The 18,660-nt window shown below is 33.8% G+C and carries 16 protein-coding genes; 6 read left to right on the forward strand and 10 right to left on the reverse strand.

What is annotated here, in order from left to right; all coding sequences use genetic code 11:
- Positions 1-57 precede the first annotated feature (57 nt).
- The 4 genes from GQ47_RS09140 to GQ47_RS09155 form a co-directional block, all read right to left on the reverse strand.
- Positions 58-1,203, reverse strand: coding sequence for a FecR family protein (locus GQ47_RS09140; protein WP_035647494.1), 1,146 nt, complete (start codon positions 1,201-1,203; stop codon positions 58-60).
- 173 nt (positions 1,204-1,376) lie between these two features.
- Positions 1,377-1,967, reverse strand: coding sequence for an RNA polymerase sigma factor (locus tag GQ47_RS09145; RefSeq protein WP_193745220.1), 591 nt, complete (start codon positions 1,965-1,967; stop codon positions 1,377-1,379).
- Between the two features lie 406 nt (positions 1,968-2,373).
- Entirely contained in the window at positions 2,374-4,068 is a 1,695-nt protein-coding gene (locus tag GQ47_RS09150) for a ribonucleoside-diphosphate reductase subunit alpha (RefSeq protein WP_051951455.1), read from the reverse strand.
- Positions 4,069-4,080: 12 nt separating this feature from the next.
- A complete protein-coding gene (locus tag GQ47_RS09155; RefSeq protein ID WP_035647497.1) occupies positions 4,081-5,055 on the reverse strand; it encodes a ribonucleotide-diphosphate reductase subunit beta in 975 nt (324 codons plus the stop codon).
- Positions 5,056-5,603: 548 nt separating this feature from the next.
- On the opposite strand from GQ47_RS09155, the gene GQ47_RS09160 reads away from it, so the two are divergent.
- From GQ47_RS09160 to GQ47_RS09170, 3 genes are all read left to right on the forward strand, one after another.
- Positions 5,604-6,482 (forward strand): helix-turn-helix domain-containing protein, encoded by an 879-nt coding sequence (locus GQ47_RS09160; RefSeq protein WP_035647500.1) that lies wholly within the window; start codon positions 5,604-5,606, stop codon positions 6,480-6,482.
- A 71-nt stretch (positions 6,483-6,553) separates the two neighbouring features.
- Positions 6,554-7,381: an SDR family oxidoreductase gene (locus tag GQ47_RS09165; protein ID WP_035647502.1), complete on the forward strand. Its 828-nt coding sequence runs from the start codon at positions 6,554-6,556 to the stop codon at positions 7,379-7,381.
- 10 nt (positions 7,382-7,391) lie between these two features.
- Positions 7,392-7,772 carry a DUF5367 family protein gene (locus GQ47_RS09170; protein ID WP_051951456.1) on the forward strand — a complete coding sequence of 127 codons (381 nt, stop codon included), beginning with the start codon at positions 7,392-7,394 and terminating at the stop codon, positions 7,770-7,772.
- 61 nt (positions 7,773-7,833) lie between these two features.
- On the opposite strand, the gene GQ47_RS09175 is transcribed toward GQ47_RS09170, so the two are convergent.
- The 5 genes from GQ47_RS09175 to GQ47_RS09195 all read right to left on the reverse strand — a co-directional run bounded on the left by GQ47_RS09175 (position 7,834) and on the right by GQ47_RS09195 (position 12,514).
- A complete protein-coding gene (locus tag GQ47_RS09175; RefSeq protein WP_035648127.1) occupies positions 7,834-9,081 on the reverse strand; it encodes an MFS transporter in 1,248 nt (415 codons plus the stop codon).
- A gap of 17 nt (positions 9,082-9,098) precedes the next feature.
- Positions 9,099-9,326, reverse strand: a complete 228-nt coding sequence (locus GQ47_RS09180; RefSeq protein ID WP_035647504.1) for a hypothetical protein — start codon at positions 9,324-9,326, stop codon at positions 9,099-9,101.
- A gap of 6 nt (positions 9,327-9,332) precedes the next feature.
- Complete coding sequence (locus tag GQ47_RS09185) at positions 9,333-9,929, reverse strand: TetR/AcrR family transcriptional regulator (protein ID WP_035647505.1); 597 nt, start codon at positions 9,927-9,929, stop codon at positions 9,333-9,335.
- A 311-nt stretch (positions 9,930-10,240) separates the two neighbouring features.
- On the reverse strand, positions 10,241-11,842 hold the full coding sequence (locus GQ47_RS09190) for a family 43 glycosylhydrolase (protein ID WP_035647507.1): 1,602 nt from the start codon (positions 11,840-11,842) through the stop codon (positions 10,241-10,243).
- A gap of 72 nt (positions 11,843-11,914) precedes the next feature.
- Positions 11,915-12,514, reverse strand: a complete 600-nt coding sequence (locus GQ47_RS09195; protein ID WP_035647509.1) for a murein L,D-transpeptidase catalytic domain-containing protein — start codon at positions 12,512-12,514, stop codon at positions 11,915-11,917.
- 347 nt (positions 12,515-12,861) lie between these two features.
- Between GQ47_RS09195 and GQ47_RS09200 the strand changes: the two genes are divergently transcribed.
- Positions 12,862-13,959, forward strand: a complete 1,098-nt coding sequence (locus tag GQ47_RS09200; RefSeq protein ID WP_035647511.1) for a hypothetical protein — start codon at positions 12,862-12,864, stop codon at positions 13,957-13,959.
- Between the two features lie 74 nt (positions 13,960-14,033).
- On the opposite strand, the gene GQ47_RS09205 is transcribed toward GQ47_RS09200, so the two are convergent.
- Positions 14,034-14,513, reverse strand: coding sequence for a YybH family protein (locus GQ47_RS09205; protein WP_035647515.1), 480 nt, complete (start codon positions 14,511-14,513; stop codon positions 14,034-14,036).
- 404 nt (positions 14,514-14,917) lie between these two features.
- Between GQ47_RS09205 and GQ47_RS09210 the strand changes: the two genes are divergently transcribed.
- Positions 14,918-15,367: a response regulator gene (locus GQ47_RS09210; RefSeq protein WP_035647519.1), complete on the forward strand. Its 450-nt coding sequence runs from the start codon at positions 14,918-14,920 to the stop codon at positions 15,365-15,367.
- 11 nt (positions 15,368-15,378) lie between these two features.
- Positions 15,379-18,621, forward strand: a complete 3,243-nt coding sequence (locus tag GQ47_RS09215; RefSeq protein WP_035647522.1) for a PAS domain S-box protein — start codon at positions 15,379-15,381, stop codon at positions 18,619-18,621.
- Positions 18,622-18,660: the final 39 nt, after the last annotated feature.

Genomic DNA, 18,660 nt, shown 5'->3' on the forward strand with positions numbered 1-18,660 from the left:
CAGAAAGGGATGAAGTGCGGTACGGTGAGAGGTCTGAACTTTAATCCCTTTTCTTTTTTATTTGATTATAATCTTATTGTCTTTTTTCTCATAGGCATTAATAAAATTAATATTCTTGATCGTGGTTAATATGTCTTCTAATTTTTGATTTTTATTCAAAACACCATTAAATCTAACATTGCCGAGTGCCGGATCTGCAAACTCAATATCAACATCATACCATCTTGACAATACTCTTGCAATATCTTTCAAAGGCATTCCTTTAAAAACAAACAATCCTTTTCTCCATGAAATTTCGTTGTACACATCAACTTCTGAAATTGCAATGCGATCATCACTTTTGCTAATTCTGGATTGCTCGTTTGGCGCTAAAATTTCTTTATTACTTGCATTGCTTACAGCAACTTTTCCTTCTACCAATGTGGTATAAATTGCCGTTTCGTCTCTGTAGGCTTTGATATTGAATTCGGTACCAATAACCTCTACATTTTGCATTGCTGTTTTTACCTTAAACTTAGAGCCTTTGTGTTTTGTACTTGGAGAAACTTCAAAATAAGCCTCGCCATAAACCAACTCTACTTGTCTGATTTCGCCATCAACAAAAGCAACAGGATATTTTAATTGCGATTCTGAATTCAGCCAAACTTTTGTACTGTCTGCCAATTGAACAAAAAACTGTCCTCCTCTCGGAATCGTTAAAAAGTTATTTGCTATCGTTGCAGCATTATTTTTAGAATTATAAATCAATTTTTCGCCGTTGCTAGTTGCATTTCCTTGATTGTAGGATTCTCCTTTTTTCAGTTCAATTACAGATCCGTCTTCTAGAGTTAACGTTGCTTTGTCGCTTCCAATCAAAATGTTTTTATTAACAACAACTGGAATATTTTGTTTTGAATTTTTCGCTGTATTGAATAATAACGAAATTGAAATCAACATGGCAACTGAAGCCGCAACTGCAACTTTAAAGCTTGTTCTGGAATAGAATGGCCTTAACGGAATAACTTTTGTTTCTTCCGATTTTATCGCCGTCTGAATCCGATGCAGCATTTTATTTTGAATTTCTTCTTTTGATCCTAAACTTTCGTCCCATTCTTCTGAAGTTTGGAAACTTTCATAAAAATGCAACATTTGTTTATTCTCCTCCCGATTCGTATCGCCAGAAAGATATCTGTTTAATAACGTTAAGAATTCTTCTTTTTTCATTTTTTTTATTATTAATGCAGGAGTATATTAAGTAAGTATCTAAAAAGACATTTACCCCCTAGTCCAAATTGTGTTTTTTTTTTGATTTTTTTTAATCTTTTAAGAAAAGCCTCGCCGGAAACTAGATAAATCAACGTTTTAGGCTTAAAATCGGCAATCATTTTTATTTTCCTTTAAAGATTTTTAGACAGCCATAAAACCATTGCCATGCCCAGCGTGCTGCCCATAGACAGACGAATTGTCTGAAGCGCTTTGGTGATATGATTTTCAACAGTTTTGGTTGAAATATTAAGGCGCTCAGCGATTTCTTTGTGACTCAATTGTTCTTCTCTGCTTAATTTATAAACTGCCTGACATTTTTCAGGAAGCGTTTCAACAATTAAATGAAGTTGCTGCACTAGTTCTTCGTGCATCAATTGGGTTTCAGGTGTAGTATATTGAAATCGTTTTTCTAAATCATCAAAAAGCTCGACGTGAATTTTGTCTTTGTTTTTTCTCAAATGATTAAAAACCTGATAGCGTGCGCAGGCATACATATAGCCTTTTAATGAAATATGAATTTCTAACTTTTCACGATTTGTCCAAATATTCAGGAAGATATCCTGAATAATATCCTCGCACAATTCTTTGTCTTTAATGACATTGTAAGCCGACACAAAGAGCGCCTGCCAAAAGGCATTGTACAATTCCGTCAAAGCCGATTCATCTCCGGAACGAAGACGATCAATTAAAGTTTTATCTTGATTTGATAACAGTGACGGCAAGTTTTTTGGCTTTTGGTAAATTGAATAATTCGCAACAAACTTAATAATATTATCCAATAATCCTAATTTGTTCTTCCGTCGATCATCTATTCTTTGTTGTTGATTTTATTCCACAAAAAACCAAAATCGTTATAAATTCGGCAATCAAAAACCTTGAATAATCTAAAAATTTATAATTTAAATAATTTTTAACCTTTTAAAAATGGATTTTACAAACCGGTTCATGTTAAGATAAAATCATGTTTTTATTAATTATTGTAAAAATACCGTAGCCAATTTCTTAGTTCAGAAATGCAACGGAAAACAGCTTATAGGAATTAGTAAAAAAAGCTTTACTATAATTTTAGATGTATTTTATGAAACTTAAGAGCAAAAAAAAATCGGAAGAAAACTTCCGATTTTAAATTTATGATTCACAACTGCTGCAGCTAACCAAACTTGTAACCAATTCTTTTGAAACGCTTTGGCTTCGCTGATAATACAAACTTTTGATTCCGAGTTGCCAGGATTCAATCATTAATCGATTTACCTCTTTAATAGGCAATTCAGCAGGAATATTCAGATTTAAACTTTGTCCCTGATCTACAAATTTTTGGCGAATTGCTGCTTGCTGAACAATCTCAAGCTGACTGATTTCTTTAAAAGTTTTAAAAACGTCTTTTTCCGTTTGTGTAAGCTGTTCCATGTGCTGAACGCTTCCTCCATTTAACATGATACCACGCCAAACTTCTTCGTTATCAAGACCTTTTTCTTCCAATAATTGTTTCAGATATTTATTCTTACGCATGAAATTTCCTTTGCTCAAACCGGCTTTATAATAATTACTGCTGAAAGGCTCAATTCCCGGAGAAGTCTGCCCTAAAATTGCCGATGAAGAAGTAGTTGGAGCGATTGCCATAGTCGTTGTATTTCTTCTTCCATAACCTTTCAGCAATTCTGGTTCGCCGTAAATTCTAGCTAAATCCTGAGTTGCTTTATCGGCTTTGTCACTAATATGTTTGAAAATTTCCGTCGTTTTCATTTTGGCTTCTAAACCTTCAAACGGAATCATATTTTTTTGCAAATACGAATGCCATCCTAAAACGCCTAAGCCTAATGCGCGATGTCTTTTTGCAAATTTATTCGCTGCTGAAAGATAATAATTGCCTTCTGTTTTTTCGATGAATTCCTGCAATACAGCGTCTAGGAAAAATATCGCTAATTTTACTGCCTCAGTATCTTTCCATTCCTCATAAAGTTCCAGATTCATTGACGAAAGACAACAAATAAACGATTCATCAAAATCTGACGGAAGCATAATTTCACTGCACAAATTGCTGGCATTGATTCGGAGATTTTTATCTTTATAAACCTGAGGTTTGTTTTTGTTTACATTGTCACTGAAAAAAATATAAGGCAATCCTTTTTGTTGACGGCTTTCCAGAACTTTCGCCCAAATTTGGCGTTTTTCAATATCGCCGTCAATCATTTCCTGCATCCAATAATCGGGTACAGAAATTCCGGTAAACAAATTCTGAATTGGATTTCCAATACTTTTAATTTTCAGAAATTCTTCAATATCCGGATGATCAACATCTAAATACGCTGCAAATGCACCACGACGAACGCCGCCTTGTGAAATTGTATCCATTGCAGTATCAAAAAGTTTCATGAAACTTACCGCACCGCTACTTTTTCCATTATCAGTTACGGCGCTTCCTCTTTCGCGTAATTCTCCAAAATATCCAGATGTACCTCCACCAATTTTGGTCTGCATGATTACTTCGCCTAGTTTATGCGTAATTCCTTCTATTTCGTCTGGAACGTGAACATTGAAACACGAAATTGGTAAACCACGTTCTGTACCCATATTTGCCCAAATCGGCGAACTGATACTCATCCAGCCGCGTTCAATCATTTCAACAAAAGACTCTTTTAATTCTGGTTTATAAAGTCGGCGGGCTGCCGCTGTGCAAATTCGGTCAATTGCACCTTCAACAGTTTCGCCTTTTAAAAGATAACCACGATTCAAGATTTGTTCGCTTTCTGAATTTTTCCACCACATTTTATTTCCAGCTTCGCTCATCGGAAGACTTTCTGGATTTATATCTATCGTATTCATTGTTTTATACTTTTAAAAAAGGTCGTTTGCCGTTATACTTTTATCGTGTTTGGTATATTCTACTGGTCTTTTTGCAAAGAAATCGTCAAGACTATTAGCAAAAACTTCTTCTTCAAACCACAACATCGCTTTATAATCTTCTGCTGAAACATCAAATACAGTTGGAATTCCAATTTGTTTCAGACTTTCGTCTAATCTGAATTTCATAAAATTAACCAGATCTGTTTTGTTGATCGATTCGATTTCACCATCTTCAAAAATCCAATCCAAAATATCCGATTCGACATCAATAGAATGTTTAACCGTATCTCTGATGGTCAACAAAGTTGCATCATCAAAATAATCCGGAAATTCTTCACGTATTTTATTGATAATGAAAATTCCTCCATTGGCATGAATTTGCTCATCGATTGAAGTCCACGCAATAATGTTGCTTACATTTTTCATATAACCTTTGAATCTTGTGAACGAAAGCAAAATTGCAAACTGACTGAAAAGCGATACATTTTCAATCAAAATGCTGAACAAAATCAGCGAAACCATATATTTTTTGTTGTCCTGCGAACGCGTATCTTTTAAAACATTGGAAAGATAATCGACACGTTTGCGGATTACAGGAACATCAAGTAATTTTTCGAATTCATCATTATATCCTAAAACTTCCAGCAAACGTGAATACGCTTCAGAATGCCTGAATTCACATTCGGCAAAAGTAGTTCCGAGACCATTAAATTCAGGCTTTGGAAAATGCTCGTAAATATTTCCCCAAAAACTTTTTACAGCAACTTCAATCTGAGCAATTGCTAATAAACTGTTTTTGATTGCCGTTTTTTCAGCTGGCGACAAATGCGAATGAAAATCCTGTGTATCAGCTGTAAAATCAACCTCTGTATGAACCCAGTACGCTTTGTTTATGGCTTCAGTAAATTGTAGTACCTCCGGGTATTCAAAAGGCTTATAATTGATTCTTTTATCGAAAATAGACATAATAAAATTGTATTTAATGGTGAATATGTAAGTAAACGAAATGCAGATTTGGGAGGTATTTTTACATCTCGTTACTTACAAATTTAAGCCACGAATTTTTGTTTTACTTTCGTTTTGATGTTAAAAATAGAAGCAATTATCAACAGGAAAAATTGTGGTTTTTTATTCGTTAAAAAAGTTTTTATCAACATCACTTTTTAAAGTCATAATGCTCGAAAAATCAGTTATTTAAAAAGAATCTAAATAAAGTTGTCAACAGGAAAAAACGCTTTTATTTGTTGATTAAAAAAAACAGTTATCAACAGCAAACTCAAAAAAGAGCAAAATTTTGCCAAAAAACTGTTACAAAAAAAGGATTTCAAAGTCTCATTTGTACACTAAAAAAGTTTGAAGTTCAAAAAAATCGAATTGCCTAAATTAAACTAATTATTTAATTTTAAACATTTTACATAATTTAAGAATTGTTTGAACTCTAATTTCTAAATCTGAGGAAAGAAATAAAAAATGAACTTTTTTCTTAAACAGTTTTAAAATACACGACAAACAAAATGACAACAGATATTATAGAATTGAATGACTTTATTGTTTTAATCGAACAATCGAATACGACAAAAACTATAGTTCAGAAATGCGAAATCGACGGCGACGCAGTTGGCTTTGCTTTTTATGGATCTGGCAATGTCGAACTGGAAATCAAACACAATAATCAGACAAAGTATTTGATGAATACGACCGGTTTGGCGATTTGTTTTTTCGGAAATCAAAAAGTAGAATTCTCACATAAAATTGAACCCGACAAACCTTTGCAATCCATCAGTATTTTTACAAAACCAAAACATTTAAATTCGCTACCTGAGGCCGAAAAAGAGATTTTTGAAAAACACCTTCCAGAATTATTAAATCCGAAGGAACATTTTGTAAAAGGTCCATCCTATTATATGACGCTCGATATGCAATTGGCGGTTCAAAAAATCTTCAATACAACCTATACAGGAAATACTCGATTATTGTTTTTACAAAGTCAGGTCAACGAACTTTTGGCACATTTTTTTGCTCTTTTGAGTACCGATGCAAAAATTGACTTTTCGGAAATCGACAAAAATAAATTATACAAAGCGAAAGAAATTGTTACAACGCATTATTCTAAACCGCCTTCAATCACTCAATTATCGCAAATGGTTGGATTGAACAGCAATAAATTAAAAAAGAATTTCAAAGAACTTTTTGGCATTCCGGTTTTCAAATATGTTCAGGAAGAACGACTTCATAAAGCGTATGAGTTGCTCCGCGAAAGCGAAAAAACGGTTCAGGAAGCGGCTTGGGAAGTTGGTTATGAAAGTTTGAGCTCTTTCTCGAATGCTTTTCATAAAAAATTCGGAATGCGCCCGAATGAAGTTCGGCTTCAATTCCTTTCAAACAAATCATAATTCTTTTGCGACAAATGTTTCGTTTTTAATCTAATCAACTTTGTATCAGTAATCATTTAAAGAATATTGATATGAGCAAAAAGAAAATTTTAGTTTTGGGTTCCAATGGGAAAACAGGACGCAGAGTAATTGAAAGATTGAAAAATAATTCAGACGTTGAAGTTCGTTTGGGTTCACGATCTGAAAAAGTTCCTTTTGATTGGGAAAATCCAGAAACCTGGAAAAATGTGCTGAAAGATATTGAAGTTGTTTACATCACATTTCAGCCTGATTTAGCCATTCCTTCGGCAGTTGAGGCAATTCAGAAATTTACCGTTTTGGCAACAGAATTAGGCGTTCAAAAAATGGTTTTATTATCTGGAAGAGGTGAAAAAGAAGCACAACTTTGTGAGGAAATCGTAAAAGAAAATGCCAAAAACTGGACGATTGTACGGGCAAGTTGGTTCAATCAAAACTTTAGCGAAAGCATTTTTTTAGAACCTATTTTAGCCGGAATTGTCGCTTTGCCAAGAGCCGAGGCACTTGAGCCTTTCACAGATGCCGATGATATTGCCGATGTTGTTGTTGAATCACTTTTGAGCGATAAACACAATACAGAAACATACGAATTGACCGGCCCAAGATTATTGACTTTTAAAGAAGCCATTAATACAATTGCCGAAGCAAGCGACAGAAATATTACTTTTCAGAGTTTATCATTAGCTGAATATTCGCAAATGTTGAAAGAATATCAGGTTCCTGAAGATCATATTTGGTTGGCAAATTATCTTTTTGAAGAAGTCTTAGATGGAAGAAATTCGCATATCACTTCTGACATTGAAAAAGTTTTAGGCCGAAAAGCAAAAGATTTTTCTGTTTACGCAAAAGAAACTGCCAAAACCGGAATTTGGAATTCTTAAAACTAAAAAGATGAATTATTTCAGAGCAATCTTTTCTGGCTTTATAGTTTGGATTTTAGTCAGTATTTCATTTTATATTTTGGATCAAATTCCGTTTGTACAGAATTTCTTTTGGATTCAATCCATAATCGTAATGTTTGGAATTGTCTTTTTTGGGATTCTCGGAGCAAAATTATATTATAAAAAAGTTCTGGAAACCCACGGCTTATTCCTTGGAATTGCAATGTCGGCAACGGCTTTGATTTTAGATATTTTGATAACCGTTCCTTTTGTAGAAATACCAAACGGGCGAAGTTATTACAGTTTTTTCAGCAGTCCGGTTTTATGGCTTTTGGCCACTATAAATGCGCTTTCCGTTTATTTTTATTGGAAGAAAAAACATTACACATGATCTTAAAACAAAAAAGCTTGTCCGTTTGGGAACAAGCTTTTATTTTATTCTAAAATTGAAATTAAAGATTAGCGTCTTTAACTTTTGCTTTCGCCAATTGGCTTACTCTATAAATTAACAATATGCTCATTAAAGTAACGCCTGCAACTACAAATCCTAAAATATCATAATGCTCCAAAGGCGAAGTTTTTGTTTGCTGATGCACGATAAATCCGGCAGAAACAGCTCCTATTCCACCAGCAATTTGCTGTAATGATGAAGTGATCGACATATAAGCGCCACGATCCTGCATATCAGGAATTGCTGTGTTTAACGTTGTCGCTGGAATCATTCGGCTCATAATTCCCATAAATAAAATCATATTTAGGGCAACAATCTGCCAAAGCGGAATTGGGCTTAAATTAGTATAAATCAAAATCATAATTATGGACAAAACCGATCCAGCTGCAAATAATTTGAATTTGCTTATTTTATCACTTAATTTTCCAATAAGTGGCATAATAACTAATACTGAAAGACCTGTGAAGAAAAACACCATTGGCAATTCTTCCTGACTGATATGAATATTATTTACTAAATAAGCACTTCCAAAAGGTTGTAGCATAAAACCACCTATTGAAAGAAAAGCGATCGCCATAAACCCAATCTGGTACTGTCTATTGCTTAACGTATGCCACAAGTGCAAAAATGGACTTTTGTCTGATTGGATTTCTAAATGTTTTGTAATTGCCGGCAATTGCGTAAAAACTGCTACAAGAATTAACAAAGCCAAAACTGCTATCATGATAAAAGTAGAATGCCAACCCCAGTGATTAGCGAAAAATAATCCGGCTGGTATTCCCAAAATTTGACTTGATGCGTAGGCCATTTGAATAAATCCCATCACACGTCCGCGTTGGTGAATCACAAATAAATCGGTTACAATGGCCAATGAAATCGAGCCAATTACGCCTCCAAATAGTCCTGTAAAAATGCGTGCCATAAGCAACATATGATAATTTGAAGAAAATGCGCAAAAAAGAGTTCCGATAATAAATCCGATGTAGAAGAAAACAAGCATTTTTTTTCGGTCGAATTTATCTGCAAAACCTGCCGCCAAAAGTCCAGAAATTCCTGCGCTGAAAGCATATGCAGAAACTGCAAAACCAAAATCTGAAGTCGTCATGCTCAGCTTTTTCATTAATATATCTCCAAGCGGAGAAATTACAACAAAATCTACTATTACAGTAAATTGCAAAAGCGCCAGTATGGCAATAATAATTTTTTGATTTGAAGTGAAAGCAGGGCTTTCAATGGTAGTTTTTTCCATTAATTTATAAATATGTTTTAAGACAATTCCTGGCATTCAAAGCCTAAATTGGTGATTATTGTAATAATTTCATGAGGTTTCAAAGTCTCTGAAACCACACGTAGAACGCAGTCAACATCTTCACAGTCTATACTCCACTGTTCAATGTTTTGATGATTATTCAGTACATAATGCGCCGGGCATTCTGCGTTAATTGCACTGATATTCGTTTTAAAAATATGTATGATATTTAAATCTGTTTCCATAATTTTTCAAGGTTTTAAGCCTTTAACAGCTGCTTGAAAGGCTTCTTTCATAATCTCTTTTGTAAGCACAAATGGTTTTCCTCCCATACTTTTGCGTTCAGCATGCATGTTCAATAAGGTATAAAGAGGTCCGTACGCCACACACCAAAACGCTTCAAAACTCATTGGGAGAAGTTCTTTGTTCCGAAGTGCGTTGTCTGTAAATTGGGTCATAATGGTTCTAAAATCAGCAAATTCTTTAATAGAGTCCAAAATGATTTCTCCGTGAGGCGAATGTTTGATGATTTCAAAAAATGCAACTTCTTTAGGATATTTCATTGCAAAGTTGGCGCGGTTTTCCCATTGTTTCCACAAACCTTCTTCAAATGGCATGTCGGGCGAAAAGTCTTTAATAGTGCTTTTGAAAAACTTCAGCCCGATCTTGGCTCCTATTTTTTGAATTAAATCATCTTTGTCAGCATAATAAATATAGAGCGTGCCAACAGAAATTGAACAGGCTTTCGCCAATTTATTCATACTGAAACCTTGAAATCCTTCCTGCACAATCTGGTCAATCGCCATTTCAATAACCAGTTTTTCTTTGTCAATATCTCTAACTCTCATAGCTGTATTTTTTTGACAAAGATAAAACAATAAATGAATGAACGCTTTTTTATTAATTATTTTTTTTGTTTTTAGAAAAAAGAGATAAGAAGCAAGATGAAAGAAGCAAGATTTTAGAAAATGTAGAATCCTTATTTCTTCGAAATAAAATCCATAAAAAAAATCTGTAAACAAAACGCTTACAGACTTTAAAAAAAACTAAACAAATAAAATTAAATTACTTTCTTCTCTTTTTTTTCTTCTAATATCTAAACTCCAGTTTCTTTAATCTTTCTTCTTTCTTCTTGCTTCTTGCTTCTTTTTTCTAAATATCACTTCCCACTTCTCATCAAGGAAACATCATCTATTAAACAAAAAGATTTTGCTTTTCCATTCGCAAGAAATCCTACTTCGGCCTTTCCTCCTTTTATAGTTATATTATTGATGACAATTGTTTTCCACTCTGGATTTTCCTCTTTTACAACAAACTGAAATCTCTTTTCATTACTTAAAACATAGACTTCAAGATTATCAAATCCGTTGCTGTTTCTGATTTTGGCAGTTAAAGTATATGATCCGTCTTCTAGTTTAACATAAGGCGAAGATGTAATTATTTGAAAAACTTTTCGTTTGAAATCAATTTTATCACTAATGTTCAAACTCTTTTCTCCAATTACGATTTTTCTTTCGGCTTGTGTGTTAAAATGATTTAGAACTGGCGAAGTAAGAGTATCTAAACTTATTTTATTGCCTTCAATAACTTCGCTTGCCCAGCCTGTTAACTGAATCTGTACTGGTTTTACAGGACTCGGAATATGTCTTCGATCAGCTTCAAAACTGCCGTTTTTTACATAATTATTTTCCTTGTTTACTTTCCAATTTCCTGTTTTGGCATCCAAATCCCAAGCGCTCAGCGAATTGAAATACGGTACACTTCCATCAAATGACATTGGACACCATTGATTATATCCTAAACCATTTCCGGCAAAATCGGCCCAACGGTCTCCACAATACACAATCGTTTCTTGTATACTTCCTTTTACAGAAAAGAAAAATCCGGTTTGCGAAACGTGTGCAAAATCATCTTCAGCGCCTTTTGTAATCAACATTTCATTCGTTGGAAGATAAGGTCCACGAATATCATCGGCAACTAAATAATAGGCAAACGAACCATCCCAGCCGTAAATATTTGAAGCGTACATATAATAGCGGTTTTTGTATTTGAACATACAATTTCCTTCTCTGCTTTCTCCTTTAAAAATTTCGGTACAATCCAACAAATTCACTTTTCCATCTTTGATTCCAATTTCAGAAACGTAAATTTTGTTTCGTCCTCTTCCGTACGAATAAATCAAATACGATTTTCCGGTGTCTTCATCTGTAAAAACGGTTTGATCACCAGTATTGCTGGTTCCAATCATTTTTTCCATATTTATCTTTTTATCCCACAAAAATTCACCTGTTGGAGAATCAGAAAGCGTAATTAGAACCTCGCTTCCATGCTGTACAAACATGGCATATTTATTTATTTCTTTAATGTAACAAACGCCTAAACGCCCAACCCAGGTTTTTCCAGTTTTGTTCGCTTCTTCTTTTGACAAAACATTTTTTTCAAAAGTCCAATTCACTAAATCAGTAGAACTATAGCAGGTTACAGCTTCAAAATTATTTTTTTCATGCGTCACAGAAGGATCTGCTCGATATTGATCCGCTTCGGCATAATGCACTCCGTACCAATAATATTTTTGCTTTCCTGTTATAGGATCCGGGAATTTGAAGATACCACCGCCTTGACTGTTTAACGGTTTTCCGTCTTTTGTATTCCAAAAAACATCATTTTTAATCGTACGATTTTGAGCTATTGTTTTATTTGATATTCCGAAGAAAAACATTGCGAAAACAACGCTTAAGGAATACCATTTTTGAATTTTCATATTTATTACGGTTAGTTAGTTCGTAATAAAATTATTGAATAGCTATAAAGTTTGCGTCATGTACTATCCTGTTTAGTAATAGATATTTAAAAGAATTGTAGATTTTGAATGATCAATAATTTTTTCAAGTCTTCTAAAAAAAACTTCGCTTATCATTGGACATCCGTGGCTTCGTGGAATATAATAATCCTGTTCTACTTCAGGAACTGCAGAATATGAATGTAAAACAACGGCTCTTTTCAGGGCATTGCTATTCGTTTGAGATAAACCATGTAATTTGTATGATTTTCCGAACATTCCTGTATAGGATTTTCTAATTTCATATAAACCTAAAGATGTAGCATTTGAATTTGGTTCATTACTGAATTTCAAATTACCGGCAATTCCGGTTTCAGAACCGCAACCATGTGCAACAAGTCCTTCGTCGATAATTTTATTGTTTTCCAAATCATATACAAAGAATCGGTTTTTGCCTGATTTGATTTTCATATCAACAAAAAAAGCAATTTTTGTATTATATAAATTGCAGGTTTTTATTTTCTCTTTTACTTCAGCCAGTTGATTGTTGAATCTTTCGGCTTCCGTTTCAGTCCAATTTTCTTTGCCTGAAATTGTTTTTGCATTTCCAAAAATAGATAATGAAAGAAATAAGATTAAATTGAAAATTTTCATAAGAGTGGTATTTAAAAATTTACGTTAAACAGCTTGTTAAAAAACTATTTTATTTTGATGCAAATTTATCTTGTCTCCACATGAAAGACCACACCTTAAAAGACTTAAAAACAACACAATAAGATTTTATTTTGATGAATTACTTCGAAGTTTTCTAAAAAAATCCTTTAAAACAAGAGGTTCCAGCTCATTTTTCAATTTCAGTTCATTTATATTCTAATTTCCCTTTCAACACAAAACTAACACACTGATTAAAAGAATCTTACAATAAGAATTTTAAGACGAATGCTTTTTTATATGCGTAATATTATCTAACTTGCATGTAGCAAATTAAAAACCAACACATTATGAAAAAATTTCTATTCTTTTTTTTAGCAGTTGTGATTAGTTTATCAAGCCAATCTATTTTTTCGCAATCTGGTGACGATGCACCAGCTTTGAATCTTCCAGGAGACAATCTTGACCTTTATGCTGTATTGACGTTATTTCAAAAATCAAAAACTATTGAAGAATTTGAAACAGCGTTAAATAAAAAAGAAACCGGAATTAATAATCTGGATCTTAATCTGGATAAAAAAGTAGATTTTATAAAAGTCACTACGACGAAAAAAGATAATTCTTTCACATTTGTACTTCAGGATGCAGTCAGCAAAACTGAAACACAGGATGTCGCTGTCATTTTAGTAAATAAAGATAAAAACGGAAAAGTTTCTATTCAATGTGTTGGAGATGAAGATCTTTATGGTAAAAATTATGTTATTGAGCCAAAAAGTACGCCTGCAGTTACTGCAAATCCAGCTTATCAGGGTTCCAATCCTGTTACTGTAAGTGCCCCTGCAACAACAGTAGTGGTCGAATCGGCTCCCATAGTTCAATATGTTTATTCACCAGCTTACGTACCCTATTATCCTCCTTATTATTACGGTTACTATCCTCCTTATTTTGCAGCATTTACAGTTCTTGCAGTTGGTATTTATCGTCATAATAACTGGTATCATGGCGGTTATTATGGAGGGCATTACAGCCGTAATACAGTAATTATCAACAACAATAATAGAAATAGTATCAATCATTACAATAACAATAGAAACAGATCCAATACGGTCGCTAACAATAATAGAAATGGAAACTATGGAAATCGCGCCGGCAATACAGGCGTTTCAAACCGAATGTCAAATGGATCAGGAAACAGAGCCGGAGTATCTGACAGAGCTTCAAACGGAACCGGGAATCGTGGATCAGGAGTATCAGACAGATCTTCTGTAAATCGTCCTTCAGCAGGAACATCAGATAGATCTTTTGATCGTCCATCAACATCAAATCGCAGTTCTTCAAACCTTAATTCTGGTGGTCGTACAAGATCAGGCGGAAGCGGATTTAGCGGTGGAGGCGGTGGTTTTCACGGCGGTGGAGGCGGCTTTGGAGGCGGCGGACGCAGACGATAAAAAAACGTTTTAAAATAAAAAGGTGATTGAATAAATTTTATTCAATCACCTTTTTATTTATATAGTATCTTGTTTTAGTTAGGCGCTGTATCAGAAGCACTCATATCTCTAACGCATACATATTTGCCCTCTTTCTTTTCAAACAAACTCATATAATTTCCAGTTGCAATAGTTGCATTTGTCGAATCAACTACGGTATAAGCACCAGTTTCAACAACTTGATTTCCGTCAGTCGAAACAAAAACTTCATTTGTTCTAAATGAAATTTTATTCGAATTTGCTACTGCGTCAGCTATTAAGAATTCAACAATCGCTGCTTTTCCAACTAATGGTGGACGATTCTGAAAAAAAGTTGTAGCATTGTCATCGTAGTAACCGATGCTTTTTATTTCGCCAGAATTATAAACCGCAGCAAATTCATTTTCTTTAGCCTGAATTTCCTTTTTTATCGCTTCTTTATCAACTACGACAGGTTCTTCTTTTTTTGTATTGCAGGCAAAGACAGAAGTTAAAATACCCAACAATAAAATTTCTTTTAAGAGATTGTTTTTCATATATTTAAGGATTTAAAACTATACCTTAAAAGTACTTATAAAAATTAAAATATCAAGTTATTTCGCATAAAAATATCATTTAGGGAAATCTGAAATTTTAAAAACATTTTATTATATTCAAATGAATTGCAACAACTTAGATAAAATCATATCGCTTTGTCAATATTTTTGCATCATACAAAGAAGTTATTAGCGCAATATTTATTCGTTGTCGAAAAAATAGCCCTATATTAGCAGTATAAAAAGCATATTATTGACAATAAATTAACCAAAGCCTTGTTTAAATGATAAGAAATTGGCAATACATTATCAAAAACAACTGAAGCACATTGGCTTACATTTAATCGTAGATTCTTTTTCGCGGCAAATATGCTTTCAATTTAATTTTACTTCCATCAATAAAAATGAATAAAAAACATTACAATATTTTACTAGCAGATGATGATGATGATGACTGCTCTTTTTTTAGAGAAGCAATCGACGAATTGAAGCTTCCTGTAACTCTTGTAACAGTACATGATGGTGTACAATTAATGGATTATTTAAAAGCCAATTCTCCGAACGCTTTACCCGATATTCTTTTTTTGGATCTTAATATGCCACGTAAAAATGGTCATGAATGTCTTAAAGAAATTAAGGAACTTAGCGAGTTTGACACACTTCCTGTCATTATTTTTTCAACTTCTTTAGATATTGAAATTGTTGATTTGATGTACCAAAAAGGAGCTACACATTACATCCGAAAACCCGGCGAATTTGCTAAACTAAAAACGGTGATCAACAATGCTTTGACTACAACTGTCGAAAACAATCAAAAACAGCCTGCGCGGGAACAATTTGTTCTTCAGCCGTAATTTTTTCAGGAATGAGCCATAAAAACAGGGAACATTATTTTATAGCCAATGGCGGTGAAATGGGCGAATTAATGCGATCCAAAGACTGGAGTAAAACCTCATTAGGCGATCCTGATTTATGGCCTCAAAGTCTGCGAACGATGGTTTCGGTAATACTCAGCAATCCATTCGGGATGTACATTGCCTGGGGAAATGATTTTACCCAAATTTATAATGATGCCTTTCGCCCTATTTTAGGCGCAACAAAACATCCTGAAGCTTTAGGAATAAGTTCAAAAGAAACATTTGCAGAAATTTGGGACACAATTGGCCCCATGTTTAAAGATGTAATGAAAGGAAACGCAGTCAGTTCTCCCGATTTTATGGTTATTTTAAACCGAAATGGTTATGACGAAGAATGTTATTTTGACTTTTCATACAGCCCAATTAAAAAAGAAGATGGCGAAGTTGGCGGAATTTTGGTAACTGTAATTGAAACGACTGAAAAAAATGAAAAACTTTTAGCACAATCGAAAGTAAGGGAAAGCGAGCAGAAAATAAGACAATTGGTCGAAAATGCACCATTCCCAATTGGTGTTTATACAGGTAAAGAAAAACGCATTGAACTTGCCAATCAAGCCATTATGGATGTTTGGGGAAAGGGCAATGATGTTGTTGGGAAATTATATACAGAAATTTTACCTGAACTTGACAATCAATCCGTTTTTGAACAAATAAATACTGTTTTTGAAACTGGACAATCATTTCATACAAAAAATGCCCGCATTGATCTTACAATGAACGGCGTTTTGGAAAGCTTTTATTTTAACTACAGTTTTACACCTCTTTACGATATAAATGGCAAAATTTATGGCGTAATGAATACGGCTGCAGATATTACAGATCTGCATCTTGCAACAAAAAAAATAGAAGAAGCTGACAAGCGTTTTCGCAACACTGTAAAACAGGCTCCGGTAGGAATTACTATTTTACGCGGACCTGATTTTATGGTTGAAATGGCCAATGATGCTTATTTAAAGATTATTGATCGGGAGGAAAATACTTTTGTTGGCAAACCGCTGTTTGAATCCTTGCCAGAGGTTAAAGAAAGTGTAAACAAACTTCTAAACGACGTTTTGACAACCGGAATTCCTTTTCATGGAAATGAAGTTCCAATTCCTTTAAAACGCTACGGAAAACTTGATATTTCTTATTTTGACTTTCTTTATAATCCGCTGAAAGAGGAAAATGGGGAAATCTCAGGAATTATTGTTACCGTTACTGAAGTAAGCGAAAAAGTTGAGGCCAGAAAAAAAATCGAACTCAATGAAGAAAGACTGAAAATTATTGTAGAAGCCAGCGAACTTGGTACTTGGGAATTAAATGTAAAAGAAAAACAAGTTCATTATTCGCAACGTTATTTGGAAATTGTAACCGGAAATAAAGAAAATGTCAATTTAACTCACGAACAAATTCTTACCTACGTTCATCCAGACGATTTAGAAATACGAAATCTGGCATATAATGAAGCACTTCTTACTGGAGTTATAAATTATGAATTAAGAGTAATCTGGAAGGACAATTCGATTCATTGGGTTGAAGCCAAAGGAAAAGTCTTTTTTGATGCCAATAAAAATCCGGAAAAACTTCTGGGCACTGTCAGAGATATTACAGACGAGAAAAATCATCAGCAGGAACTAGAAAAAAGCGAGAAACGTTTTCGTTCTTTAGCGGAGAGTATTCCGCAATTAATTTGGGAAACAGACGAAAAAGGAAATTCCTTATTTGCCTCTGGAAAATGGTTTGAATACACCGGAATTTATCCAAAAGGTGAAGAAGAATGGAGAAGCATGATTCATCCTGATGATTACGAAGAAAATGCCCGGATTTGGAGCCATAGCCTTGCAACAGGAGAAATTTACCGATGCGATGTTCGAATCAAGAGAAATGATGGTATTTACAGATGGCATGCTGTAATTGGTGAGCCGATTTTAAACGAAGAAAATAAAATTATAAAATGGGTTGGCGCTTTTACTGATATTCATACTGAAAAAGCATTTACAAATGAACTTGAACAACAAGTAACGGCAAGAACAAAAGAACTGATTTTAATGAACGAATCACTTCAAAAAAGTGAAGAACGTTATCATTTAATGGTTGAAGAAGTTCAGGATTACGCCATTTTATACCTTAATCACGAAGGAATTGTTGAAAACTGGAATCTTGGCGCGCAAAAAATAAAAGGTTATAAAGCGGACGAAATTATTGGGAAAAACTTTTCAGAATTTTACACCGAAACTGACCGAAAAAACAATCTTCCTCAGACTTTATTGAACCTTGCGATTCAAAAAGGAAAAGCAAGTCACGAAGGATGGCGCGTTCGCAAAGACAAAACCCTTTTTTGGGCAAATGTAACAATTACAGCTGTTCATAATAAAAAAAATCAGGTTATTGGTTTTTCAAAAATGACACATGACTTGACGGATAAAAAAACTGCCGATGACAAGCTGAAATTAAATGCCTTAGAACTTGAACAGAAAAACAAAGAACTTGAAAAAATGAATCAGGAACTTCAGTCTTTCGCTTATATTTCAAGTCATGATTTGCAGGAACCGTTGCGCAAAATCCAGACTTTTGCGACACAGATTATGGAGAAAGAATCGGAAAATTTATCTGATTATGGAAAAGATAAATTTAAACGAATGCAAAATGCAGCACAACGCATGCAAACGCTTATCAACGATTTACTTTCTTATTCCAAAACAAATGTTCAGGAAAGAATTTTTGAAAAAACGAATATTGGCAAAATTATAAATGAAGTAAAAGAGGATTTAAAAGAAGAAATTGAACAAAAAAATGCCAGAATTGAAAGCCTGAAAAATTGCGAAGCGAAGATTATTCCGTTTCAATTTAGACAACTTTTGTACAATTTAGTGAGCAATTCTCTTAAATTTTCAAATCCTGAAAATCCGATTGTCATTAAAATTAATAGTGAAATCGCTAAAGGTTCGGCTTTAAATAATCAAAATTTAGAAGCAGAAATTAACTACTGTCACATCAGGATTGAAGATAACGGAATTGGTTTTGAACAGCAATACAGCTCTAAAATTTTTGAAGTTTTTCAGCGTCTTCACGGAAAACTCGAATATACCGGAACCGGAATTGGTCTTGCTATCGTAAAGAAAATCGTAGACAATCATAACGGAATCATCACGGCCAAAGGCGAATTGAATAAAGGAGCTGTTTTTGACATTTATATTCCGGCGAACTATTAAAGTTTATCAAAAGCAAATCTTATTTATAATTTAAAATCT

Source organism: Flavobacterium sp. ASV13, assembly GCF_000745775.1.
Lineage (GTDB): Bacteria > Bacteroidota > Bacteroidia > Flavobacteriales > Flavobacteriaceae > Flavobacterium.

Bases quoted from the DNA above. Each gene is read 5' to 3' on its own strand.
- GQ47_RS09140 (WP_035647494.1), bottom strand. From the start codon at position 1,203: ATGAAAAAAGAAGAATTCTTAACGTTATTAAACAGATATCTTTCTGGC.
- GQ47_RS09160 (WP_035647500.1), top strand. From the start codon at position 5,604: ATGACAACAGATATTATAGAATTGAATGACTTTATTGTTTTAATCGAA.
- GQ47_RS09175 (WP_035648127.1), bottom strand. From the start codon at position 9,081: ATGGAAAAAACTACCATTGAAAGCCCTGCTTTCACTTCAAATCAAAAA.
- GQ47_RS09170 (WP_051951456.1), top strand. From the start codon at position 7,392: ATGAATTATTTCAGAGCAATCTTTTCTGGCTTTATAGTTTGGATTTTA.
- GQ47_RS09210 (WP_035647519.1), top strand. From the start codon at position 14,918: ATGAATAAAAAACATTACAATATTTTACTAGCAGATGATGATGATGAT.
- GQ47_RS09195 (WP_035647509.1), bottom strand. From the start codon at position 12,514: ATGAAAATTTTCAATTTAATCTTATTTCTTTCATTATCTATTTTTGGA.
- GQ47_RS09180 (WP_035647504.1), bottom strand. From the start codon at position 9,326: ATGGAAACAGATTTAAATATCATACATATTTTTAAAACGAATATCAGT.
- GQ47_RS09190 (WP_035647507.1), bottom strand. From the start codon at position 11,842: ATGAAAATTCAAAAATGGTATTCCTTAAGCGTTGTTTTCGCAATGTTT.
- GQ47_RS09185 (WP_035647505.1), bottom strand. From the start codon at position 9,929: ATGAGAGTTAGAGATATTGACAAAGAAAAACTGGTTATTGAAATGGCG.
- GQ47_RS09150 (WP_051951455.1), bottom strand. From the start codon at position 4,068: ATGAATACGATAGATATAAATCCAGAAAGTCTTCCGATGAGCGAAGCT.
- GQ47_RS09205 (WP_035647515.1), bottom strand. From the start codon at position 14,513: ATGAAAAACAATCTCTTAAAAGAAATTTTATTGTTGGGTATTTTAACT.
- GQ47_RS09215 (WP_035647522.1), top strand. From the start codon at position 15,379: ATGAGCCATAAAAACAGGGAACATTATTTTATAGCCAATGGCGGTGAA.
- GQ47_RS09155 (WP_035647497.1), bottom strand. From the start codon at position 5,055: ATGTCTATTTTCGATAAAAGAATCAATTATAAGCCTTTTGAATACCCG.
- GQ47_RS09200 (WP_035647511.1), top strand. From the start codon at position 12,862: ATGAAAAAATTTCTATTCTTTTTTTTAGCAGTTGTGATTAGTTTATCA.
- GQ47_RS09165 (WP_035647502.1), top strand. From the start codon at position 6,554: ATGAGCAAAAAGAAAATTTTAGTTTTGGGTTCCAATGGGAAAACAGGA.